Genomic DNA, 22,991 nt, shown 5'->3' with positions numbered 1-22,991 from the left:
GCGGGCCTCGGATCTCCCGGGAAACCGGTTGACTAGAGGTTCGGGTGTGCAGTCCGGGAGAGTGCTGCTGGGTCGAGTATCACGAAAAGCTGTCGACCGGTACGCAAGATCCGGTCTCGAGTCAAGGCGGCCAGGGCTTCGTCTACTGTTTTCTCTGAAGCGGCTATGCTTTGCGCGAGTTCACGGCGGGAGAAGCGGCGTATTTCGACGTGGCCCTCGGGAGACGCTTTGCCGAATCTCACACACCACTCCAACAGTCTCGACGCTACTCGTTCGACGACACGCTTGGAGAGGTAGAGAAGTCTCTCTTGGTCCGCCTTTCGTAGTCGATCGTGCGTTGCCAGAAGCATCCGCAGGAGAGCATTCGGGTGTTCGAGTAAAAACTGCCGAAAGACTTTCTCAGGGATCTCGGTCACGCTCGAAGGGGCGTGTGCGGTGACAGTAGCGGATCGGGGGCAGCCTCTCAAAGCGCTCATTTCGCCCAGCAACTCGCCTGGCCCTCGAAAGCCCAACAAGAGTTCTTCGCCAGCCTCGGCGCTCACGGTGACTTTGACGAGGCCCGACTCGAGAATGAGCACCGGTCCAGGGTCGGTACCCTCTAGAAGGAGGATTTCGGACTTCGTATAAGTGCGCCGAGTTCCTCTCTTCCGGAGTTGATGTAACTCGTTCAGAGTAAGGCGACCGTCGGGTTCGTCGTCGACTGTTCTGTTCTCCACAGTGCATCTAGTCTGCTTGAGGCGAGCGTGCGGTGTGCGGCATTTGCGGAAAGCGGTAGGGCCGTCTTATCGCCTTGTGCTGATGTAGAGACGTGCCGGCCGGCTAAGGCCCAGGTGTCTCAGCGGCCCACACCGGCTGAGCCAGGGCTCCCGCATGCCCGTGGACAGGGGGCGGGCCAGGCAATGAGAGATTCCTGTGGCTGGCCGTGGCCGCGTCGTCTTCTTGTTGTCGGAGCGCGACATCGGATGAACTTCCGAGCGTCGTGCGGGAACCTGTGGTCTGTTCGGTGCTCGGTAGTAGGTGGCTACGGCACCGTCCGCTGCGCTGCGTCACGCGCCCGGATGCAGAGCGTAACCCGCAGGGATTACTCGAAGCGCTGGTCAGCCGTGCCCGGGGTTTACTCGGTTGGACCGAAAGGGGTGGCATGACCGAATGGCGTCAGCAGGCCGCCAGCGCGGTCGAGGCCGAGCTCGAACACGCGCGGCAGGCCGAGGAATGGAGCGTGTTGGGTCCGCTGCGGCGGACCGAGGACGGAGACTACCTGGTCGACCTCCGGGGTCGTGAGGTGCGGCCGTGGAACGACGTGCGGATCGCCGGTCCGACGGGGCCTCGCCAGGGTACGGCGGTGCCGGTGAGCACGGCGTTCTCCCGGGGCGTGCTGTGGCTGCACGACGTCGGCCCGCTGCCGCCCGAGTGTGATCACGTCTGGGCGCGCGAGGCGTCCCGGACCCACGAGCTGTCCCGGTTCGCGCGGGAACTCCGGCGGGTGGGCGAGGCGCCGCTGGCCGACCGGCTCGCCGCGGGACGTCTCGATCCGGCGGGCCCCGACGCCTACTCGACGTGCTTCGTGCCCGGTCTGCACCTGGTGTGGGGGCCGCCCGGCAGCGGCAAGTCGAGTGTGGCCGCGCGTGCCGCCGCGACGCTGGGCAGGATCGGCAAGCGGGTGCTGCTCGTCACCGACGAGGTGCTGCCCACGCGGCTCTCGCTCGATGCCATGGACGCCGAGCGCCTGCCGTTGCAGCAGGATCTCGCGGTGTTGGCGCAGGTCGAGGTCGAGCTGGACCGGCTCGACGCGGACCTGGCCGACTACGACCACGAGACGTTCCTCGCCACCGAACGGCGGCTGGAGAACGCGCAGCGGCTCGCCACGTTGCAACAGCAGCTCGCCGAGTTGTCGAAGAAGCACGAGGACCTGGTCCGCGACGCCGCCGAGGCGGCCGAGGAACTGCGGCGGGCGGAGCGCTCCCGCGACCGCGTCGCCGGCGAGCACGCGCGTCGGGCCGAGGCACGAGTGCTCACGCACCAGTTGGAGAAGGTCGAGGAACGGCTGTCCGACCTGCGGGAACGCCTGCACAACCGGAGTCTGCTCCAGCGTGGCCGCAAGACCGACAGGCACGAGTTGCGGGCGGCGGAGGACGAGCGGCGCAGGCTCGTGGCCCGTATCGACGACTGTCGGCGGCGGGTCAACACCGTGTCGGAGGACGTCAAGGAACTCGACGCCGAGCTGGAACGGGTGGCGGAGCGGACTCGCACGGTCGAGCGGGCCGAGTCGGAGGCGCGCGCCCGGGTGGAGGCGGTGCGCGAGGAGATCGCGCGCGTCACCGCGGAGGGCCTGGCAGGTGAGGGTGACGAGCTGTTCTACGCCGACTGCCTCGACCGGGAACTGCCCCAGCGGCATGCCGACCGCGAGTCCCTGCGCGAGCGGGGACGGCACAGGGCGGCGCTGCGGGGTCGGTTCCAGGAACGCCTGTGGTGGATCGGGGAGCGTGGCCGGGAGCGGCGGTGCGCCGACGACGCGCGGACGTGGGATTCGGCGCGCGTCGTCATCGCGACGTCGGCCGAGGTCCCGGACGTGCGGGGAACGTTCGACGTCGTGCTGGTCGACGACGCCGGTTCGGCCCGGTTGAGCGACGTCCTGCTGGCCGTCGCACACGCGCGTGAGACGGCCGTGGTGTTCGGCGACCTGGCCCAACCGTGGCCGCAGGTCGTCCCGCCGGAGTTGGAGCAGCGGTCCGAGGTCGCCCGGTGGACGCTGGCGACCCCGTTCAGCCACTGCGGCATCCTCACCCCGTCCGACGCGCACGCCCACCCGGGTTGTGCCGTGACGACGCGGCAGTACCGGGTCGGGCCCGCGGTGCAGGCGATCGCTTCCCACATCGGGTACTCCGCCCTGTCGTGTGCCGAGGACCGCCGGACCGAGGTGGTGCTGCTGGACACGGCCGGTGAGCCCGTGGAGCGGGCGGCCCTGGTGCGGTTGATCGCCGAGGACGGTGGCGCGGTGCTCGTGCCGTCGGACGAAGCGGTGGCGCCGTGGCGGGCCGTGCTGCGTGACACCTTCACCGTCGACGTGGGAACGGTCGCGACGGTGACCGGGCACGAGTTCGGCACCGTGGTCCTCGACCTCACCTCCGACGGCTGGTACGACCGGGTGCGCGCCTTCCTGTCCGGTATCTCCCGGGTCCGCGACACGCTGTACCTGCTGGCCGATCTCGACGCCGTGCGTCGCGCGCCGACGGGGACGCCGCTCGGCGCGGTGAACGCGCTGCACGCCCAGGGCGGGCTCGTGGTGCGGCGCCTCGGTGAGGTGCTGATTCCGCAGCAGCGGCAACAGTCCGCCACGGACTGGACCCCGACGGTGATCACCGAGCCGACGCCGGATGGCACGATAGCCGGGTGAGTCGCCGATCGGACCTGCGCGCGTTCCTCTCCACCCTGGACCGCGAGACGCTCGTGGACATGCTGTGCGAGCAGGCCGATCGGGACGAGGACCTGCGGCAGCGGCTCGACGCGCTGCGAGCGGAGGGCGAGCCCGCGCGTCCGGCGGCCGAGGACACCGCCGGCCGGCGACCGGACGGCGTGCAGTTCGACTCGGTGCTCGACACGGTCACCCGGCTGCTCGACTCGGGGACCTCGGCCGACGTCACTCCGCTGGCGCGTCGGACCGCTGATCGGCTCGTCGCCGCCGTGCGGGAGCGTGACGATCCCTCCCCGCACCTGCTGGACCGGCTCGACCGCGCGTTGGCGCTCTACGCGCGAGCGTGCGCCGCGCAACCACCGCCCGTCGGCGAGCTCGCCGAGTGGCTCGTCCGGCTCGCCTTCGAGCGGCCGGGACGACCCGAGGTGCACCTCGCCGACTTCGCCGACGCACTGGGTGACGACGGCCTCGCCCAGGTCTCGGCCGCTGTGGACGCCGTGCTCGCCGAGTCCCGGACGACCGACGCCGATCCGCAGCGCATGCGAATCGCCCGTGGTCTGCGGCTGGAGATCGCCGAGATCACCTCGGACGTGGACACCGTGGTGAGCCTGCTGTCCGAGGAACTGCCCCGCCTCGACGTCAGCCTGCGCATCGTGCGCGTGTTGAGGGCGGCGGGTCGGCACTCGGAGGCGATCGCCCACGCGGCGAAAGCGCTGGGCAACGGTGCCGCACACCGCGCCGAGGGGGCGGGCGAGGTCGTGGAGGCGCTCGAACGCGTGCGCACGCGACAGTCGCCCGTCGACACCTCCGACGTCGAGGCGGCGTTGTCGGCGCAGCGCTTCGACGAGGCGTGGAAGGCCGCGAACGGGCACGAGCCCTCCGACGTGATCCCGCTCTATCGCGACTGCGTGGAACGCCTCATCGACTCCCGCAACCCGCAGGCCTACGAGCGTGCGGCCGAGCAACTGCGTCGGCTGCGGCTGTTGTACCGGCGGGCGGGTGCCTCCGCGGAGTTCTCCACCTACCTCGCCGATCTCGTGGCCCGGCACAAGCGCAAGACCCGGCTGCGCGACGAACTCCGCAAGGCTCGCGTCGCGCTGCCCAAGGTCCTCGCCGGATGACTCAGGCCCTGGGCGTCTGCGAGTGAGGCGTCCGCCGTCCCCTGGCGTCGTCGACGTCCAACGCCACGGGGCCGACGGCCATCACCGACAGCACGGCGATCCCCAGAATCGCACCCACCCAGGTCAGAATGTCCGCCATCATCGTGGTCTCCCCCTACAGTCCGTTGCCTTGAGTCCAGGGTGCGGCGTCGCGGTGGGGGCGGGTATCGGCCAGATGGTTGGTACCCGGGGCGCTTGTCGTCCGATCGACCTAGTCATGCGTCGATTCCTCGCTTGGTAGGGCCGGATTCGGGGTCGGACGCGCCGTGCCGAACGTCGTCGCGAGCGCACTCGCCACGGCACGGGCCGTTCTGGCCAGCGCCAAGGGTTCCGACGTGCTGCGTTCGCGTTGAGCGTCGACGAGGTCGTGCACGCCGGAGCGCTCCCCGGCCGACGCTACGCACCGCATCGCGACGTCCACGCACGCACGAAGCGGCCGAGGGGCCCGCATGCGGTGCCACTCGTCGAGCGTGAGCTGCGCCAGCTTCGCGGCCTCGGGAACCCGGCCGAGGAGCAACAGCGCCTCCGCCAGCGCGGTACCCGCCGAGGCGACGATCCACGTGGCTTCGGCGTTCTTGGCGCGCACGCGGGCCCTCGCGAGGCATTCCGCGCCCCGGCGCAGGTCGGTCAGCAGGGCGGCTCGTCCCTCGGCGTACGCGGCGAGGGCGGCGCTGCGTCCGGGGGAGGTCTCGCGGGCCAGTTGCATCGCCACGTCCGCGTGCCGGTGTGCCTCGTTCTCGTGCCCGACGCGCGTCGCCACGAGCGACAGGAACGCGTGCGCGTCGGCCCGGCAGTGGTCCGGCAGGTCGGGCAGCGCGAGCAACTCGTGGCACACCGTCGCGGTGCGGTCGGTGTCCCCGAGGTCGTAGTAGGCGGCGACGAGCGTGTGGACGGCGGCGCAGCGGTGTTGCGGCGTGGCGGCCAGTTCGGCGGCTCTGGCGGCCAAGCGCAACCCCTCCTCGGGCAGCCCGCACCGGAGTGCGGCGTCGGCGCCGGAGGCGGCGGCCAACGGGTGGCGGGACAGCCGAGGGTCGGCGCTCCGGGCGACGGTGAGCTGCCACTCCAGCAGCGCGGGGAGAGGTCGGTAGCGGGTGAGCGTGCCGATCAGGCCGGTGAGGTCGGCGGCCAGGGCGGGTTGCTCCGCCACCGCCCAGCGCAGTGCCGCGCACACCTCGTCCTGCATCGCACGCAACCGCTGGAAGCCTGTGAGGTCGTCGTCGCTGGTCGCCGCCGCCGTGACGGCGTCGACACACCACAGCGCGTGGCGTTGCCGCGCCTTGTGTTCCGCCTCGGTGCCCGTGAACCAGCCCGCGGCGTGCCTGCGCACCAGATCGGGCATGCGGAACGAGGAGTCGGTGGTCGGGGACAGCAGCCCGGCTCTGGCCAGGTCGGCGAGCGGAGCGCCTGCGCCGTCGTCGGCCGACACGACGGCCTCGGCGCCGTCGGTCGGGACGTCGCCGTCGAACACCGTCAGGGCACCGAGGGCGTCCCGTCGTGCCGGGGTGAGTTCGGTGCACGCCCACTCGGCGAGGTCGGTCGGCCACTCCACACCCTCGGTCTCGCCGTCGACCACTCGGGCGGCGAGGATCTCGACGTTGAGCGGTAGACATTCGACGCGGCGCAAGGCGTCCCTGGCCTCGTCGGCTTCGGCGTCGTCGCGAGGATGATCGGCCCGGAGGTGGGTGGTGCGGTCGAGCAGGAGCGCACCCGCGCGCGACTGCAGGACGTCCCGGGTGCCGTCGCGCGCCAGCGGGCCGAGCGGCAGCACGCACTCGCCCGCGAGGCCGAGCCGGACCCGGCTCGTCACGACGATCGTCACGTCCCGACAACGGGCGCGCAGGTGCCGGACGAGCGAGCGGACGTCGGTGAGCACCCGTTCGCACCCGTCGAGCACGAGGACGTGGCGTCGGGCGACGAGGTACTCGGTGAGCGAGACGTCGTCCTCGTCGTCTCCCCGTGCGTGCAGTCCCAGCGCGGTCGCGACCCGACCGCACACCTCGGTGGCGTCGCTCGTGGACAGTCGCACGACGGTGGTCGGCAACTCCGTCGTGGACAGTGCTTCGAGGACCAGCCGGGTCTTGCCGCTGCCCGCAGCACCGGTCACCGTGACGAGCCGGTCGCGCTCGACCATGGTGGACAGTCGAGCCAGTTCGTGTCCCCGTCCCACGAACCGCGTCGCGAGGTGTGGCGTCGCGCGGATCGTGGGCTCCGGTTCCCGGCCCGTCACCGCCCGGTAGGTCTCGCGCAGCTCCGTGCTCGGATCCTCACCGAGTTCGTCGGCGAGCCGTTCGACGAGCTGGTCGTAGCAGGCGACGGCGTCGTCGGTCATGCCGAGCCGATGCAGCGCCCACATGGCGTGGGCGCAGGCACGTTCGCGCAACGGTTCCGCCGACAGCAGCGACAGCAGGCGCTCCGCCGCGTTCTCCACGCGGTCGAGCTGCAGTTCGTGGGCTGCCAGCGACTCGACGGCCAGCGCGCGCACCTGCCGCAGCCGGACGGCTTCGGGGTGGTCGAGACCGTTGCGGCGCAGGTCGGGCAGCGGATCGCCCCGCCACAGGGCGAGTGCGCTCTCCAACGTCGACACCGCTTCCCTCGGCGCGCACCAGCGGGCGGCGTCGACCATGCGCTCGAACCGCACCGAGTCGAGCAGTTCGGGGTTCAGGGTCAGGACGCAGCCGTTCGCCGTCCACGCGAGGTCGGCCTCGGGCGCCAGCAGGGTGCGCAGGCGGGTGACTCGCGCGTCGAGGGAGTCGAGCGGGTGAGTCGGGCGCTCCTCGGGCGGCCACGCCAGCTCCACGAGGGTCTCGGCGGGCACACCTCGGTTCACGTCGGCCACGAGCGCCGTGAGGACGGCACGCATGGCCCGGTCCTTGATCGGGTGCTCGGTTCCTCGCCGACGCACGAATAGGGGACCGAGGACACTGACAAGTGGGGGAGGCGGGCCCTTGCTCACACGGGTCATGGTCGGGCCGCGCCCGTGGTTCGACCACTCGGGGAGTCACCGAGTCGGGTGAAAACTACAACTTGCGCAGGCGGACGCGGTTGATGGAGTGGTCGAAGTCCTTCCGCAGCACCAGCGTTGCCCTCGGCCGCGTGGGTCGGATGTTCTCCACCAGGTTCGGCTCGTTGATCGTTTTCCAGAGGTGACGTGCCTCGGCCCTGGCCTCGTCGTCGGGCAGGCCGGCGAAGTGGTGGAAGTGCGAGGCCGGGTCGGAGAACGCGGTGTGCCGCAGCTTGAGGAACCGCTCGATGTACCACTGCTCGATGTCGGCGGTGTGGGCGTCGACGTAGATCGAGAAGTCGAACAGGTCCGAGACGGTGAGTCGTGGCCCCGGTTGCAGGACGTTGAGACCTTCGAGGATCAGGATGTCCGGCCTGCGGACGACCTGTTCCTCGCCGGGGAGGATGTCGTAGGCGAGATGGGAGTAGACCGGTGCCCTGACCTCCTCGGCGCCGGACTTGACCTCGGTGACGAACCGCAGCAGCGCACGCCGGTCGTAGCTCTCCGGGAAGCCCTTGCGGTGCATGAGGCCGCGCCGGATCAGTTCCTCCCGCGGGTAGAGGAAGCCGTCCGTCGTCACGAGGTCGACCCTCGGGTGGTCGGGCCAGCGCGCCAGCAGGGTCCGCAGGATGCGGGCGGTGGTGGACTTCCCGACGGCCACGCTGCCCGCGACCCCGATGATGAACGGGACCTTCGTGCCGTGGGTCTCCTCGCCGAGGAAGGTGGTGGTGGCTTCGTACAGGCGTTGCCGGGCCGCCACCTGCAGGTTGATGAGGCGGGACAGCGGAAGGTACACCTCGGCGACCTCGGTGAGGTCGATCTGCTCGCCGAGGCCGCGCAGCTTCGCGAGCTCGTCGGCGGTCAACGGCAGAGGTGTCGACCGCCGCAGCTCTTGCCACTGGTCACGTTGTAGTTCGACGTAGGGACTGCGCTCACGGACCCGTGGCATTCGCTCACTCCTCGCCCGTCGATGGGCTGGCGCGTACATCGGCAACTCACGCGCATTCAACGGTAAGTGCTGTCGAGCGGTGGCGGGCTGTGACGTTCTACACCCGCGACGACGCGGTGCCGGGCACCACGGGTGCCGTGAGCGGCGGCGGTCAGCGCTTGCCGAAGACCTCGTCCCACGCGGCGGCGACCTGCCGGGCACAGGTCCGGGGCGACACGCCGCCGACACCGGTACCGAGGCCCGGCATCGCGATCGTCTCCACGACGTCGCGGAAACGCGTGCCGTGTTCGAACTGGCCGTCGCGCCAGAGGAGGAACACCGCCCGAGCCGCCAGGTAGGGGTGCACGGTGTCGTCGGGGAGCCGTTCCCCGGGCTCCCGCATGGTGGGGGCGCTGATCAACCACTCCGGAAGCGCCTCGCCGGTGGGGACGACGACGGCTTCGCCGATGGGGAGTTCCCCGCCGTGGTAGGCGAGGATCGTGCTGCGCACCTGTTGTTCGATGCCGGGGAACGCCTGCGCGTACAGGGCGTCGACGCCGCCGCGCATCCACCCGAAACTGTTCGCGGGACTGACCACGGCCTGCGCGTGGATGTCGAGCACCGACCCCCGATGTACCCGTACCGGTCCGCTCACCGCGTCGGCGACGTCGTGCCAGGCGCGGGCGAGGGAGTCGTCGACCGCGCACAACACCAACTCCGGGGCTGCGGAAAAGGTCGTTGCGCCTGTGCCGTTCCACGTGTGCGTGCCTGATTCGGCGGTCACGCTTCCAGCATGGCAAAAAGTTCCGCCGGGGGTAACCACGTATCCAACCGGCTGGACTCGCTGCGTGGGTGAGGATCGTCTCATCTCGTCTCCGGCGTAGCCTCTGACTCATGTCGCGCATCGCCTTCTTCGGCCCCGTCGGGACGTTCTCGGAGCAGGCCGCCCGGGAGCTCGCCACAGACCAGGAACTCGTCGCGGTGGAGACCATTCCCGCCGCACTGGCGGCGGTGCGCAAGGGCGACGCCGAGTTCGCGTGCGTTCCGGTGGAGAACTCCGTGGAGGGCCCTGTCACCGCGACACTCGACGGGCTGGCCGAGGACTCGCCGCTGGTGGCGGTGGCGGAGGCGCTGCTGCCCGTGCACTTCAGCGTGCTCACCCGGCCGGACGTGGAGACGATCCGGACGGTCGCGAGCCATCCGCACGCGCTCGCGCAGGTACGGCACTGGTTGGAGCGGAACCTTCCGGACGCCCGGCCCGTCGTGGCCTCGTCGACGGCGGCCGCCGCCGTGGCGGTGCGCGACGGGGAGTACGACGCGGCGGTGACCGCCCCCGTCGCCGCGCGGACGTACCCGCTGCGGGTCTTCGCCGAGGGGGTGGCCGACGTCCCGGACGCGCGCACCCGGTTCCTGCTGCTCGCCCCTCCCGGCTCGCTGCCCGAACCGACGGGAGCCGATCGCACGTCGATCGTCGCCTCCACGACCAACCGCACGGGCGCGCTCGCCGAGCTGCTCGCCGAACTGGCGTCACGCGGCATCAACCTGACCCGGATCGACGCCCGCCCGATCAAGGGCAACTTCGGGTTCTACCGATTCTTCCTCGACTTCGAGGGCCACGTCGCGGAGGCGAGGATCGGGGACGCGCTCGCGGCGCTGAAGCGGCGTTGCGAGGTGCGTTTCCTCGGGTCGCACCCCCGGGCGGACGGCGTGCGCGCCACGGTGGGCCCGGACGCCTCGGATGCCGACTTCGCCGACGCCGCCCGCTGGGTCGAGGCCGTCAGGAGTGGCGAACTGGCGTGAGCGCGCGGCCGCGCACCCAGACCCACGCGAGGACGGCCACCCCGAGCATCCCGGCCCCGGAGACGACGAACGTCGCCGACGCCGACCCGAGCCAGCGGGTGGTGAGGCCGCCGAGCAGCGCGCCGACCGGCAACGATCCCCACACGACCGTGCGCCACACGCCCAGTACTCGACCCAGCAGCTCCTCCGGCACCAGGGTGTGGCGGGCCGTGGCGAGCAGGACGTTGACGGTCACGACCGTCCCCGCGAAGAGACCGAACAGCACTCCGGCGACGATCGGGTCCGTCACGAGGCCCATCGCGAGGAAGGCCGCACCGCCGCCGGTCAAGCCGATCAGCAGGGTCACCGTGTCGCCGAGGCGGTCGAGCAGTCGTGACGCCAGTGCCGCGCCGAGCAGCCCACCGACGCCTCCGCCGAGCCCGAACAGCCCGAACGCCGCCTCGTCGAGCCCGAGGTCGTCGAGGGCGTAGAGCACGAGCTGCGCCTGGGCCATCTCACTGACCAGCCCGGTCAGTCCCGCGATCACCACGAGGCGGGCCACCACGGCGTGGTGGCGGACCCAGCGGAGCCCTTGCACGATGTCGGCCCTCACCCCGGCCGCGGGCGAGGTCGACGCGGTGGCGGCGCGTTGCGGTCGATAGGTGCCGGGCAGCACGGCGAGCAGCACGGCGCCCAGCGCGAACGCCACGGAGTCGATGTAGAAGGGGAACGCCGCGAACAGCGCGAACGTCAGGCTGCCCACCGGGGCGCCGAGGAAGGTCTGTCCCACGATCTCCGCGGCCTGCAACTTGCTGTTGGCGCCCGCGAGGCCGTCGCGCTCCACCACGGCCGGGATCAACACGTTGGTGGCGCTGTCCGCCACCGTCTCCGCCGTCCCCACGAGCAGCGCGGCGGCGTACACGACCCAGATCGTGCCGGCGTCGAGCTGCACCAGCAGTGCGACCAGCCCGACCACCGTGGCACGCACGAGATTGGCGACCACGACCGCCTTGCGCCGGTCGATGCGGTCGAGCAACGCGCCCGTGAGGACGCCGAAGAGCAGCCAGGGAAGAAACTGCGCCACCGACAGTCCCGCGATCAGCAGCGGGTCCTGGGTGACCTGCACCGCCAGCAGCGGGAACGCGACCTTCGCGATGCCGTCACCGAGGTTGGCGAAGGCGCTGGACCCCACCAGCAGGTTGAGCCGCTTCCGCGGCGGGCCGACCGCCTCGCTCGTCGTGCTCATCGTGATCGACGTGCTCGGCGGCGGGGGAACTCACCGGTCGCGTCGGACCCGGCGGGGAGGAGGGAGGCTGGCTGCGGCACCGGCTACCCCCAGCCGAGTTCGTGCAGTCGGGCGTCGTCGATGCCGAAGTGGTGAGCGACCTCGTGCACCACGGTGATCAGCACTTCCTCGACGACGTCGGCCTCGGTGTCGCAGATGGCCAGAATCGGCTCCCGGTAGATCGAGATGCGGTCGGGCAACACACCTCCGTAGTCGTGGCCGCGCTCGGTCAGAGCGATGCCGTGGTAGAGCCCGAGAAGGTCGTGCTCCTGTTCGTGCCGATCCTCGACCAGAACGACGACGTTGTCCATGGCCGCCGCGAATTCCGGCGGCAGTTGGTCGAGGGCGTCCGCGACGAGTTCCTCGAAACGCGACCGGCTCATCTCGACGGGCATGTGTCAACCACCGCTTCCCTGGCCGCCGGCCTCCGCGCCGGACTCGGACGAGTCGTCGCCCTCGGTCCCCGAGCCCTCCCCGTCCGAGGAGCCGTCCGAGTCACCGTCACCGTACTCGGTGCCCTCGTCGTCCGTGCCGGAGTCCTCGTCGGATTTCTCGTCGTCCTTGTTGTCCTTGTCGTCCTTGTCGGACTTCTCGTCCTTGGCGCTGTCCTTCACACTGCCTTGGATGGGCGCCAGGCCGCTGTGGTCCTCCAGTGTGGCTCCGACCTTGCAGTTGACGAGCTTGGAGCCGGCCTTCCAACTCTCCTCGGAGCGCGTGTCCCAACTGAGGATGAGACCGTCCTCTGCCAGCGCCTTCACGCTCTTGCCGCCCGTGTACTTGTACACGAGCTTGGCGCACTTGGGTTCGAGCCACTCCTTCTGCTTCTTCTCCGAGGGGTAGGAGTCGAACTCCTTCGACAGGTCGACCGTCGCGACGATCTCGTACGAGTGCTGCGCGTCACAACCGATGGGGTCGCCGACGGTCTTGTCGACGATCGCGAGGCAGGTCCCGGGCTCCCAGACGTAGGACTGGTCGAGGTCGTTCGCGGCCTGGGTGAGCACCTGGAGGCCGCCGCCGGGACCGACCCACTGGAGTCCGCAGTGCAGGGTGCGGTTGCCGTCCGCCCACTGCTTCTCGTCGGGGCGGAGCACGCCGATGGTCAGCTTCCCCTCGGGGTCGAGCGGGTCGTCGAGATAGTCCTCGACCAGGGGGCCGCAGTGCTCCTTCGTGAGTTCCCGCCACGCCTGTTCGTCCGGCATCGGGGCGCGGGGACCGTGGTCCGACTTCAGGTCCGCCAGCCCCACCACCTCGAACAAGTGGTCCTCGTCACACGACACCTTGTGGACGTCCCTGGCGTCCGCCTCGGTCCAGTGCAGGCAGCTGCCCGGCGGCGAGCGGAACGCCTCCTCGCGGACCTTGGCGACCTGCTCCGCCTGCTCCTCCGCCTGTCGCTGGGCTACGACCTCGGGACTTTCGGGTACCCACGAGAAGGTCCAGCTGAGTGCCATCGCGACGAGGGCGCCCAGGAAGGCACCTCCCATCAGCACGCGGAAACGCAGAGCCGGGTCGGGTCGGCGAGCAGGCTGGTCGGACATCAGCACCATCATGCCTGTTCCGCCGTGCGGACGTGAGTGAGTGGCTAAGGTGACATACCGCATGACCCGCGGTCTTGGAGTGCGCGATGACGGATGACAACCAAAAGGATGAGCGGCGCGGCTCGATGCGCTTCCAGAATCCTGAGACGACGACGCCTCGGGAGCCGACGCTCGCCGAGAAACGCGCGCGTGTGAAGGCGATGGAGGACGAGCGTCGGCGTGCCGAGGAGGAACGCGCGGCGCTGGAGGCTGCGGAGGAGAAGGCGCGCAGCCGACGCAAGCTCCTCGGCGCGGGCGGAGTGACCGTCGGTCTCGTCGGCGTGGTCGCCGCCTGGTACCTCGTGGCCGTGCCCGACGAGGTGACCGCGGTGTGCACGACCGCCGACGGCACCATCGTGGACGACGAGTACTGCGACGACGACTACGTCAACTCCCACCACGGCTACCACAGCGGCGGCTGGGTGTTCATCCCCATGCCGGGCGGCGGCACTCAGCAGTACCGCTACAACTACGGCGGTACGGGCACGATCGGACAGCCCGTCAGCGGTGGTACGTACACGCGGCCGTCGAACGCGTCCATCACGACGAAGTCGGGCACCACCATCCAGCGTGGCGGGTTCGGCATCAGCGGCGGCAACTTCGGCAAGGGTGGAGGTTCCTGAGAGTGCGTCGAGAGACCGGGACGCCCCGCGCGAACTGGGAGAAGATCGTCGCCGAACAGGGTCTGGTGTTCGGCACGCCCGCGCGGTACGCGACGGGACAGCCCCGGCCGTACTGGGACGAGTCGGTGCACTACGTCTTCGACATGTCCGAGATCCTGTCGATCGAGGCCGACGTGGAGCTGCTGCACTCGATGTGCCTCGAGGCCGTCGACCACGTCGTGACGGCGGAGCGCTACGCCGAGTTCGGCCTTCCCGAGTGGGTGTGGCCGCACATCGCCGAGTCGTGGCGACGGGGCGACCCGCACGTCTACGGCCGTTTCGACCTGCGCTACGACGGCAGCGGGCCCGCGAAGCTGCTGGAGTACAACGCCGACACCCCGACCTCCCTGCTGGAGGCGGCCATCGTGCAGTGGTACTGGAAGGAGGACGTCCACCCGGACGACGACCAGTGGAACTCCCTGCACGAACAGCTCGTGGAGCGGTGGCGCACCGTCGCGGGCAAGCTGCCGTCCAACGAGCTGCACTTCAGTTGGTCCAGCGCCGACCCCACCGGTGAGGACCACCTCACGGTGACGTACCTGCAGGAGACCGCGGCGGAGGCGGGCCTGGACACGGTCGGGCTCGCCATCGAGGAGATCGGCTGGGACCCGCTGTTGAAGCGGTTCGTCGATCTCGAAGAGGCTCCGATGGACAACATCGTGAAGCTGTACCCGTGGGAATGGGTGATCGACGAGGAGTTCGGTCGCTACGCGGTCGAGTCGCTGCCGCAGACACTGTGGATCGAACCACTGTGGAAGATGCTGCTCTCCAACAAGGCGATCCTCGGCATCCTCTGGGAGAACTACCCGGGACATCCGAACCTGCTGCCCGCCTTCAACGACCAGCCGGGGATGCTCACCGAGTACGTGCGCAAGCCGAAGCTCGGCCGTGAGGGCGCCAACGTGCAGATCGTCGCGCCCGGCTACGAGACCGAGACGGGTGGCGTCTACGGCGCCGAGGGGTACACGTACCAGGCGTTCGACCCGCTTCCGGAGTTCGGCGGGTACCGGCCCGTGCTGGGTGCCTGGATCGTCGGCGACAACGCGGCGGGCATGGGCATTCGAGAGTCGTCGGGGTTGGTGACCGACGACGGCGCGGCGTTCGTGCCACACCGCATCCCGGAGTCGTGATAGGACAGCGGCAGAAAACTCACAAATCCGACCTGGGAGATCTTCGTGCTCGTCGCACTGTCCGAGACCTTCGGTACCGACCTCGCCAGGGGCATCGGGGCGATCATGCTGTACGCGATCGTCGGCCTCGTGCTCATGCTGATCGGCTTCTACGCCATCGACCTCTCCACGCCGGGCAAGCTCAGTGAACTCGTCCGTGCCGGGAAGCCGAACGCCGTGGTGATCACGGCGTCGGGGCTGGTGTCGATGGCGTTCATCGTCGTCGTCGCCATCTGGGCCTCGGCGAGCGACCTGCTCGAAGGCCTCATCACGTCGCTCGTGTACGGCCTGGTGGGCATCGTCGCCCAGGTGCTGGCGGTGCGGACGCTGGAGTTCGTCACCAAGATCGACGTGCGCTCGACGATCGAGAACGAGAAGTACACGGCCGCGAGTTTCATCGTGGCCGCCGCCCACCTGGCGTTGGGTCTCGTGGTCGCGGTCGCCATCTCCTGACGACCGTCCCCGCTGTGGTCCCGTGAGTCCCCGAATGGGGGCCACGGGACTACTCGTGAGTATCGCCTTCGTCTCCGAAACCCGAATCGGGCCGGTTTCTCCACTACGGTGTGTTCGTGCGGTTACTGAGGACACCCGAAGACCGGTTCAGCGACCTGCCCGATTTCGACCTTCCGGCGTTCTACGCCGATGTCGACCACCCGATGGACGGCATCGTCAGAGTCGGTTACGTGGAGGCAGGTCCACCCGACGGGCCCACCGTGCTGCTGTTGCACGGCGAACCGAGTTGGTCCTTCCTCTATCGGCGGATGATTCCCGTGCTGGCCGACGCGGGCATCCGTGCGATCGCGCCCGACCTCGTCGGTTTCGGCCGCTCCGACAAGCCCGCCGACGTCGCCGACCACACCTACGCGCGCCACGTCGAGTGGATGCGGGCGTTCGCCTTCGACGCCCTCGACCTGCGGGACGTCGTGCTCGTGGGCCAGGACTGGGGTGGCCTGATCGGGCTGCGCCTCGTCGCGGAGAACCTCGACAGGTTCGCCGGTGTCGTCGCGGCCAACACGGGACTGCCCACCGGCGACCACGCGATGCCCGACGAGTGGTGGGCGTTCCACGACGCGGTGCAGCAGGCGCCCGTCCTCGACATCGCCCGGTTCGTGCAGTCGGGCTGCACCCGGACCTTGACCGAGGCGGAGCGGGCGGCCTACGACGCCCCGTTCCCCAACGAGCTGTACAAGGCGGGTCCGCGCGCGATGCCCGCACTGGTTCCTACCAGTCCGGACGACCCGGCCTCGCAGGCCAACCGGGCCGCGTGGCAGACCCTGACGAACTCGTCGCTGCCGTTCCTCTGCGCGTTCTCCGACGGCGACCCGATCACCGCGGGAATGGCGCCGATCCTGCGGCGTGCCATGCCGGGGGCCGCGAAGCTGAGCCATCCGACCGTCGAGGGAGCCGGCCACTTCCTGCAGGAGGACAAGGGCGAGGAGCTGGCGGGCATCGTCGCCGAGTTCACGCGCGACCTGTCGGCGCGGGGCTGAGCGCGAGAACGAGTGACCGGGTTGGCAGGGGGGAACCGGTCGCGGTCTAGGCTGGCTAACCGTGATTGACCTGAGGACTCTGCGCGAGGAACCGGACGTCGTGCGCGCGTCGCAGCGCGCCCGCGGTGAGGACGTCGGCGTTGTGGACAGGTTGTTGTCCCTCGACGCCGAACGCAGGTCCGCGATCGCCACCGCCGACAACCTCCGTGCCGAACAGAAGCAGCTCGGCAAGCGCATCGGCAAGGCGTCCGGCGAGGAGCGCGAGGCGCTGCTCGCGCGGGGCAAGGAACTCGCGGCCCAGGTCAAAGCCGCCGAAGCGGAGCAGAACCGCGCGAGCGAGGAGTTCGAGCAGCTCCACCGGGTCGTGCCGAACGTCGTGCACCCGGACGTCCCGGAGGGCGGCGAGGACGACTTCGTGGTGCTCAAGCACGTCGGCACCCCGAGGGAGTTCGACTTCGAGCCGAAGGACCACCTCGAACTGGGTGAGTTGCTCGGTGCCCTCGACATGGAGCGCGGCGCGAAGGTGTCGGGTGCCCGCTTCTACTTCCTCACCGGCATCGGGGCTCAGCTCCAGCTCGCCCTGCTCAACATGGCGGCGGCGCAGGCGGTGGAGAACGGCTTCCAGCTGATGATCCCGCCGGTGCTGGTGCGCCCGGAGGTGATGGCCGGGACGGGCTTCCTCGGTGCGCACTCCTCCGAGGTCTACCGCCTTCCCGACGACGACCTGTACCTGGTCGGCACGTCGGAGGTGCCGCTGGCCGGGTACCACCTGGACGAGATCGTCGACCTCTCGGACGGGCCGCTGCGGTACGCGGGTTGGTCGTCGTGCTTCCGCCGCGAGGCGGGCTCGTACGGCAAGGACACGCGCGGCATCATCCGCGTCCACCAGTTCGACAAGGTGGAGATGTTCGTCTTCTGCACCCCGGAGCAGGCCGAGGCCGAACACGCGAAGCTGCTCGCGTGGGAGGAGGAGATGCTCGCCAAGATCGAGGTGCCCTACCGGGTGATCGATACGGCGGCGGGCGACCTCGGAACCAGTGCGGCACGCAAGTTCGACTGCGAGGCGTGGGTGCCCACCCAGCAGGCGTACCGGGAGCTGACCTCGACGTCGAACTGCACCACGTTCCAGGCGCGTCGGTTGTCGGTGCGGTACCGGGACGACGACGGCCGTCCGCAGATCGCCGCGACGCTCAACGGCACGCTCGCGACGACGCGGTGGCTCGTGGCCATCCTGGAGAACCACCAGCAGGCCGACGGGTCGGTGCGCGTGCCGGAGGCGCTGCGGCCGTTCCTCGGTGGACGGTCGGTGCTCGAACCGAAGGCCTGATTCGAGTTTTCGACTCCCGCAGCTCGCCCCGAGGCCGGGTTTCGCGGACTAGTCTGTGCGTGCCGGCCGGAAGGGCGACCTGGGGGAGGACTCGGTGCGCGGGAGAGGGTTCGCCGTTTTCGGCCTCGTCATGGCGTTGCTGGCGGGCTGCACGACGACGGTGACGGGCACGGCCGCACCCGGCTCGCCCGCGTCCGGTGTCGAGCCCGGGACGAGTTCGGGCGAGCCGTGCGACCTGCTGACCCCGGAGCAGGCCACCGCCCTCGACTACGAGGAGGAGGGTGCGTTCACGCCCGGCACTCCCGAGCAGTTGATGCCCGCGTTCTGCACCTGGTCCCCGCTCTACGACGACGTGGGCAGGGACTCGCTCGACGTGTACTTCTCCGTCGACATTCCTCTCGTCGACTACATGGACGGTGTGGGGCCCGAGTGGGAGGAGCAGATCGGCGGGCTGACCTGGGCCCGGTACCCGCTCTCCCTCGGGGGCGATTCCCTCTGTGCGTTGGTCACCGAGCTCTCGCAGTCGTCCTTCGTGCTGATCATGACGAGCAACATCCTCGACGAGGAGGCCGCCTGTGACCAGGCGGTGGAAGCGGCGCCGTTCGTGTCCTCGAACTTGCCGGGCGGTGAACCCGCGACGATCGAGCCGCGCGAGTCGAGTCCGCTGGAGTCGGTCGAGCCGTGCTCGCTGCTCACCGCCGAGCAGGCGGAGAAGCTCGGGCGTCGCGGCCACGGCGAGTTCCAGGAGGCGGACGAACTGTTGCCCGCGCGGTGCGAGTGGGTGGCCGCCGACGGCGACCGGCGGAACTCGACCATCGTGGGCCTGGCCGCCGACCGGCCCGTGCCCCGGCTCCCGTACGACGCCGAGCCGAGGGACGTCGAGGCGGGCGATCACACGTGGGTGCTGTACCCGGCGTCGATTCCGGGGCTGTGCAAGGCCGACCTGTTCGTCACCGACCACTCCTACGTCACCATCACGGTCGCCGAGAGCGAGGCCGAGATGGACGAGGTCTGCGCGAAGGTCGAGGACACGATCCCGTACGTGACGAAGAATCTGCCGACGTCCTGACGGTCAGCGCGGCGCGCCGACCCGGTCTGCGACGTACGCGGCGATCTCGAACGCGCTGGTCGCCGCAGGCGACGGAGCGTTGAGCACGTGAATCTGGCCGGGCGCCTGCTCGATCACGAAGTCGTCGGCGAGTCGCCCGTCGGGCAGCAGGGCCTGGGCCCGCACCCCGGCGCCGTGGCGCACGATGTCGTCGGCTGTGACGGCGGGAACGAGCCGAGCGAGGCTGTCGGCGAAGCGCCGCTTCGACAGTGAGCGTCGCACTTCGTCCCAGCCCACGGGGAAGGCGTAGCGTGCGGCGAACCGCCAGGTGCCGGGAAAGCCGAGTTCCTCGGCGAGGTCACGGGGCGAGACGTCGCGCCAGCGGTAGCCCTCGCGGCGGAGCGCGGGCACCGCGTTCGGTCCGGCGTGGACGCTGCCGTCGAGCATCCGCGTGAGGTGGACTCCCAGGAACGGCAGGGACGGGTCCGGCACGGGGTAGATGAGGCCGCGCACGAGGTGCCGGCGCTGCGGTCGCAGTTCGTAGTACTCGCCGCGGAAGGGCACGATCCTCGCGGCCGGGGTGAGCCCGGCCAGCCTCGCGACCCGGTCGGAGTGCAGCCCGGCGCAGTTGACCAGGACGTCGGAGGACACCACTCCCGTCGGTGTGGCCACCTCGACGCGGCCGCCGGTGGTGCGGACGGCGAGCGCGGGGGCGTTCAGTCGCAGGTCGGCGCCGGATTCGCGCAGCGACGACACGAGGGCTCGGCACACCGCCGGGAAGTCGATGATCGCGGTGGTGTGCACGCGCAGGGCGCGGACGCAGGACACCTCGGGCTCGTACTCGCGGGCCTGCGCGGGGTCGAGCAGGGTGGCGGGCACGCCGTTAGCCCGCGCTCGTTCGGCGAGCGTGGCGAGTCGTGGCAGTTCCGATTCGGACGTCGCGACCACGAGCTTGCCGCACACGTCCACCGGCACGCCGTGGTCGCGGGCGAAGGCGACCATCGAGCGGTTGCCCGCCACGGACAGGCGAGCCTTCAGCGAACCGGGCCGGTAGTACAGGCCTGCGTGCACGACGTTGGAGTTGTGGCCGGTCTGATGGGCCGCCCAGCGGTCCTCCTTCTCCACCACGGTGACGCGGTAGCCGCGCCCGGTGAGCTTCCAGGCGACGGCGAGGCCGATGATGCCGCCGCCGATGACCGTCACGTGCCGCACGGTGCGGCAGCCTACGCCGTCGAAAGCGTTCCGGTCGGGGCCACCGCGTCACACCTCGGAGGCGAAGACCCCTCAGCCCCGGAATGCCGGAAGCCGCGGCCAGACCAGCGCGGCGAGGTCTTCGGCCACGTCGCAGGCAGTCGAGTCGAACGTCATGGCGGACACGGTGAGGATTTCGCGTTCCTGCGGGTAAGCCTCGGAGAGCGGGATGTGCGGGGTGGACACCTCGCACAGCAGCTCGTTGCCCGCCACCCTCGTGGGTCGACCTCCGAGCTTCGTGGAGAACTCCTCCAGGTCCACGGGCATCTCCACCTCGAACGCCAGCTCGACCGACGGCGCCGTCGGCGGACCCCACGTGCAGCCGTGGCCGCCGACCCGCTCGCGAGCGACCAGGTCGTCGTCGAAGGCGTTCGAGGCGGCGTCGTCGTCGAGCAGCGCGCACGCGTCCAGCTCCGCCAGTGACCCCTCGCCGAACGTTCGCGGGAACGTCTTCTCCGAGAAGGCGGCCTCGACGACCCCGTCGGTCACGATGTCGGCGACGCGGCAGAGCGCCTCCATGTCGACCTGCTCGGCGTCCCTCAACCCCTGCGCGAAGACCTGAATGCCGATCTCGTCGGCGAACAGCAGGCTCCGCAAGCACCCGACTTCGGTGTCGAACGTCTGGCGATGCACGGAACGCGACAGCGGTTCGTCCTCCGAAGGCAGGTTCTGCTCCACGGCGTTGTCGTACAGTCCGCCGATCATCACGGTCATCGTGGTGGAGGGAGCGTCGACCCCGACGAGGCAGTGCCGGAAGTCCGGGACGGCGAAGTCGACGGTGGCGCCGGTTCCCTCGACAGCTTGTTCGTCGAGGAGTTCGCAGAAGTCGATCGCGCCGAGGTCACCGAAGGCTTCCTCCGACGTCAGCACCGGCTCCGACGGTGCCCCGGTGCTGGTGGCCGCCTTCGTCAACGGGCTCTCGGCGGTCTCCTCGGTCCCCGAGGCCGCACACGACGCGGTCAGGATCACCGCCACCCCGGCGGAAAGAAGTCCGAAATGTTTCTTGTGCACGGTAGGGGTATCGGTTCCCCGTGGGTGGCATAACGGGTCCGGCTCTTTCGTGACGATCACGAGAGGCCGTTGTTATGCCCCTTCACCGTTCGGTGACCTCGGTCGTCGACGACACACGCGCTGTGAGTCACCCCGTCGGTCGTCGGGAGCAAGTAGCTTCGTCACCGAAGGGGTGCGCGTCGGTCTAGCAGGCGGGGTGTGGTGTGACGGCGGTCACGATCGTGGCGTGGCTCCTGTTGGCCGCGTTGCTGGTCATCGGGTGGTCGCGAGTCAACGAGCGGCGGTTATGGCGGTTCGGCGCGCTCGGGCTGACGCTGGTGCTGGCGTTGTTCCACCAGCTCGCCTACGCCACGGTCGCGGGCGACGCCTACGTCACCTTCCGTTACGCGCGCAACCTCGCCGAGGGCCACGGGCCGGTCTACAACATCGGCGAGTACGTCGAGGGCTACGCGAACTTCCTGTGGATGGTGCTGGTCGCGATCCCGGGGGCACTGCTCGGCGATCCGGACGTCATCGTGGCCGCCGCCGTGACGCTCGGGGTCGGCTGCGTGTTCGGGTGCGTGCTGCTCGCCTACACGCTCACCAACCGGATCGTGCGGCTGGCCGCGCCCCGCGGGCGGCAGTTGCCCGGCCTCGGAGTCGTGGCCGCCGCGTTCACCGCCGCCTCCAGCTCGTTGACCGCCTACGGCGCGTCGGGCGTCGAGATCCCGCTGTTCGTGCTGCTCGTCCTCGTCGTGTGTCTCGCGTTGACGTCCGGGAGGGCGGTCGTGGCCGGGGTCACGGCGGCTCTCGCCGTGATGACCAGGCCCGAAGGGCTCGTGGTCGCGGCGATCGGACTGCTGTGGTTCGTCGTGGAGGCCGCCCGAGGCAGGAGGCCCGGTCCGGCCGCGGTGGCGTACCTCGCCGGGTGGGCCGTGCTGCAGGTGCCCTGGACCGTCTGGCGGCTCACCGCGTACGAGCACCTCGTACCGAACCTCTCCGTGGCCCGGTGGAGCGGCGACTGGTCGGGCCGACTCGCGACGGGCTGGGACTACGTGGCCGGATTCCTGCTCGCCTACCTGGCGTTCGTCGCGCTCGCCGTGGTGACGCTCGCGCTGGTGTCGACGCGCCGTTCCGTGGACGCCCGGGCGCGGTCGGTGCTGTGGCTGCTCGCCGCGCTGGCCGCGGGGCAGCTCGTCGGTGTGCTCGTGTCCGGGGGCGGCTGGATGCCCACGTGGCGGTTGCTCGCCGCGGTGCCCGTGTTGCTGGGGGTCCTGGGTGTCGCGGCGTTCGGGGTGTACGTGGTGACCGCGCCCGTCGACGAGAGCGTCTCGGGTTCGGTCGTGAGCGGTCCCGAACCACTGGTCCGGGGGCGGACGGTGCCGGTGGTGGCGACGGTGCTGTGCGGGTTGGCGCTCGTGGTGACGACCGTGCACCCCCGGGCACTGCCCGCGATGCAGCAGTTGAGCGCGCGGGCCGACCAGTTGGCGGAGATCGGGCGGTGGTTCGGCTCGTCGTTGCCGCCCGGCACCGTGGTCAGCACCCATCACACGGGTGCGTTGGCCTACGAGGCGGGCCCGTCGATCGTGGTGGTGGACGTGTACGGCCGCACCGACGAACACATCGCGCGTCAGGGCAGCCCGCTGCCCGCGGCGCAGGGCATCTACGTGAGCAGGGACTTCGACTACGTCGTGAACGAACGGGTCCCGTCCGTGGCGATCGACGACCCCGGCTTCACGACGTCGCAGGAGTGCGGCATCAACCCCGCGTACGCGGGCCTCTACGAGGTGGCGAGCTTCCGGCGGGTCGGCACGCCGTACTGGGTGTCGGTGTACGTGCGTCGCATGGCCGCGTCCGAGCTGATCGAGCTGCTCGACGCCGACCCGAACTTCTCCTACGTCTCGTGTCCGTAGTG

The 22,991-nt window shown here is 70.1% G+C and carries 20 protein-coding genes; 10 read left to right on the top strand and 10 right to left on the bottom strand.

Features of this window, described 5'->3' with window-relative positions:
* Positions 1–32: 32 nt before the first annotated feature.
* Entirely contained in the window at positions 33–716 is a 684-nt protein-coding gene (locus JAV51_RS05015; protein ID WP_197319446.1) for a Crp/Fnr family transcriptional regulator, read from the bottom strand.
* A 425-nt stretch (positions 717–1,141) separates the two neighbouring features.
* On the opposite strand from JAV51_RS05015, the gene JAV51_RS05010 reads away from it, so the two are divergent.
* Positions 1,142–3,394: a hypothetical protein gene (locus JAV51_RS05010; RefSeq protein WP_197319445.1), complete on the top strand. Its 2,253-nt coding sequence runs from the start codon at positions 1,142–1,144 to the stop codon at positions 3,392–3,394.
* Positions 3,391–4,533, top strand: a complete 1,143-nt coding sequence (locus tag JAV51_RS05005; RefSeq protein WP_197319444.1) for a hypothetical protein — start codon at positions 3,391–3,393, stop codon at positions 4,531–4,533. The genes JAV51_RS05010 and JAV51_RS05005 overlap by 4 nt, the downstream gene beginning before the upstream one ends.
* 1 nt (position 4,534) lies before the next feature.
* Here JAV51_RS05005 and JAV51_RS05000 read toward each other — a convergent pair whose 3' ends face one another.
* The 4 genes from JAV51_RS05000 to JAV51_RS04985 all read right to left on the bottom strand — a co-directional run bounded on the left by JAV51_RS05000 (position 4,535) and on the right by JAV51_RS04985 (position 9,285).
* Entirely contained in the window at positions 4,535–4,675 is a 141-nt protein-coding gene (locus JAV51_RS05000; protein ID WP_197319443.1) for a hypothetical protein, read from the bottom strand.
* Between the two features lie 108 nt (positions 4,676–4,783).
* Positions 4,784–7,432: a BTAD domain-containing putative transcriptional regulator gene (locus JAV51_RS04995; RefSeq protein ID WP_231641351.1), complete on the bottom strand. Its 2,649-nt coding sequence runs from the start codon at positions 7,430–7,432 to the stop codon at positions 4,784–4,786.
* Positions 7,433–7,589: 157 nt separating this feature from the next.
* Complete coding sequence (gene coaA, locus JAV51_RS04990) at positions 7,590–8,522, bottom strand: type I pantothenate kinase (RefSeq protein WP_197319441.1); 933 nt, start codon at positions 8,520–8,522, stop codon at positions 7,590–7,592.
* Positions 8,523–8,673: 151 nt separating this feature from the next.
* A complete protein-coding gene (locus JAV51_RS04985) occupies positions 8,674–9,285 on the bottom strand; it encodes a macro domain-containing protein (protein ID WP_197319440.1) in 612 nt (203 codons plus the stop codon).
* Between the two features lie 110 nt (positions 9,286–9,395).
* On the opposite strand from JAV51_RS04985, the gene pheA reads away from it, so the two are divergent.
* Positions 9,396–10,301: a prephenate dehydratase gene (gene pheA, locus JAV51_RS04980; RefSeq protein WP_197319439.1), complete on the top strand. Its 906-nt coding sequence runs from the start codon at positions 9,396–9,398 to the stop codon at positions 10,299–10,301.
* Here pheA and JAV51_RS04975 read toward each other — a convergent pair.
* From JAV51_RS04975 to JAV51_RS04965, 3 genes are all read right to left on the bottom strand, one after another.
* Positions 10,279–11,526 carry an MFS transporter gene (locus JAV51_RS04975; RefSeq protein WP_197319438.1) on the bottom strand — a complete coding sequence of 416 codons (1,248 nt, stop codon included), beginning with the start codon at positions 11,524–11,526 and terminating at the stop codon, positions 10,279–10,281. The genes pheA and JAV51_RS04975 overlap by 23 nt on opposite strands.
* Before the next feature lie 83 nt (positions 11,527–11,609).
* Complete coding sequence (locus JAV51_RS04970) at positions 11,610–11,960, bottom strand: metallopeptidase family protein (protein WP_197319437.1); 351 nt, start codon at positions 11,958–11,960, stop codon at positions 11,610–11,612.
* Between the two features lie 3 nt (positions 11,961–11,963).
* Positions 11,964–13,112 carry a septum formation family protein gene (locus JAV51_RS04965; protein WP_197319436.1) on the bottom strand — a complete coding sequence of 383 codons (1,149 nt, stop codon included), beginning with the start codon at positions 13,110–13,112 and terminating at the stop codon, positions 11,964–11,966.
* 74 nt (positions 13,113–13,186) lie between these two features.
* Between JAV51_RS04965 and JAV51_RS04960 the strand changes: the two genes are divergently transcribed.
* The 6 genes from JAV51_RS04960 (at position 13,187) to JAV51_RS04935 (ending at position 18,856) form a co-directional block, all read left to right on the top strand.
* A complete protein-coding gene (locus JAV51_RS04960; RefSeq protein WP_197319435.1) occupies positions 13,187–13,762 on the top strand; it encodes a hypothetical protein in 576 nt (191 codons plus the stop codon).
* 2 nt (positions 13,763–13,764) lie between these two features.
* A complete protein-coding gene (locus JAV51_RS04955; RefSeq protein WP_197319434.1) occupies positions 13,765–14,931 on the top strand; it encodes a glutathionylspermidine synthase family protein in 1,167 nt (388 codons plus the stop codon).
* Between the two features lie 45 nt (positions 14,932–14,976).
* A complete protein-coding gene (locus tag JAV51_RS04950) occupies positions 14,977–15,423 on the top strand; it encodes a DUF350 domain-containing protein (protein ID WP_197319433.1) in 447 nt (148 codons plus the stop codon).
* Between the two features lie 116 nt (positions 15,424–15,539).
* Positions 15,540–16,460: a haloalkane dehalogenase gene (locus JAV51_RS04945; protein ID WP_197319432.1), complete on the top strand. Its 921-nt coding sequence runs from the start codon at positions 15,540–15,542 to the stop codon at positions 16,458–16,460.
* Between the two features lie 61 nt (positions 16,461–16,521).
* Positions 16,522–17,787 (top strand): serine--tRNA ligase, encoded by a 1,266-nt coding sequence (serS, locus tag JAV51_RS04940; RefSeq protein WP_197319431.1) that lies wholly within the window; start codon positions 16,522–16,524, stop codon positions 17,785–17,787.
* A 55-nt stretch (positions 17,788–17,842) separates the two neighbouring features.
* Positions 17,843–18,856, top strand: coding sequence for a DUF3558 family protein (locus JAV51_RS04935; protein WP_307845737.1), 1,014 nt, complete (start codon positions 17,843–17,845; stop codon positions 18,854–18,856).
* A gap of 3 nt (positions 18,857–18,859) precedes the next feature.
* Here JAV51_RS04935 and lhgO read toward each other — a convergent pair whose 3' ends face one another.
* Both lhgO and JAV51_RS04925 read right to left on the bottom strand, forming a co-directional pair.
* Positions 18,860–20,047, bottom strand: coding sequence for an L-2-hydroxyglutarate oxidase (gene lhgO / locus JAV51_RS04930; RefSeq protein WP_197319430.1), 1,188 nt, complete (start codon positions 20,045–20,047; stop codon positions 18,860–18,862).
* A gap of 72 nt (positions 20,048–20,119) precedes the next feature.
* On the bottom strand, positions 20,120–21,097 hold the full coding sequence (locus JAV51_RS04925; RefSeq protein ID WP_307845736.1) for a hypothetical protein: 978 nt from the start codon (positions 21,095–21,097) through the stop codon (positions 20,120–20,122).
* A 203-nt stretch (positions 21,098–21,300) separates the two neighbouring features.
* Between JAV51_RS04925 and JAV51_RS04920 the strand changes: the two genes are divergently transcribed.
* A complete protein-coding gene (locus JAV51_RS04920) occupies positions 21,301–22,989 on the top strand; it encodes a hypothetical protein (protein WP_197319429.1) in 1,689 nt (562 codons plus the stop codon).
* Positions 22,990–22,991: the final 2 nt, after the last annotated feature.

The sequence above is a fragment of the Saccharomonospora sp. NB11 genome, assembly GCF_015910535.1.
Taxonomy (GTDB): Bacteria; Actinomycetota; Actinomycetes; order Mycobacteriales; family Pseudonocardiaceae; genus Saccharomonospora.
Note: the sequence above shows the minus strand (reverse complement) of the source record. Positions and strands in the feature narration are given on the sequence as shown.

Bases quoted from the DNA above. Each gene is read 5' to 3' on its own strand.
- JAV51_RS05010 (WP_197319445.1), top strand. From the start codon at position 1,142: ATGACCGAATGGCGTCAGCAGGCCGCCAGCGCGGTCGAGGCCGAGCTC.
- JAV51_RS05000 (WP_197319443.1), bottom strand. From the start codon at position 4,675: ATGATGGCGGACATTCTGACCTGGGTGGGTGCGATTCTGGGGATCGCC.
- JAV51_RS04995 (WP_231641351.1), bottom strand. From the start codon at position 7,432: ATGCGTGCCGTCCTCACGGCGCTCGTGGCCGACGTGAACCGAGGTGTG.
- coaA (WP_197319441.1), bottom strand. From the start codon at position 8,522: ATGCCACGGGTCCGTGAGCGCAGTCCCTACGTCGAACTACAACGTGAC.
- pheA (WP_197319439.1), top strand. From the start codon at position 9,396: ATGTCGCGCATCGCCTTCTTCGGCCCCGTCGGGACGTTCTCGGAGCAG.
- JAV51_RS04975 (WP_197319438.1), bottom strand. From the start codon at position 11,526: ATGAGCACGACGAGCGAGGCGGTCGGCCCGCCGCGGAAGCGGCTCAAC.
- JAV51_RS04970 (WP_197319437.1), bottom strand. From the start codon at position 11,960: ATGCCCGTCGAGATGAGCCGGTCGCGTTTCGAGGAACTCGTCGCGGAC.
- JAV51_RS04965 (WP_197319436.1), bottom strand. From the start codon at position 13,112: ATGATGGTGCTGATGTCCGACCAGCCTGCTCGCCGACCCGACCCGGCT.
- JAV51_RS04960 (WP_197319435.1), top strand. From the start codon at position 13,187: ATGACGGATGACAACCAAAAGGATGAGCGGCGCGGCTCGATGCGCTTC.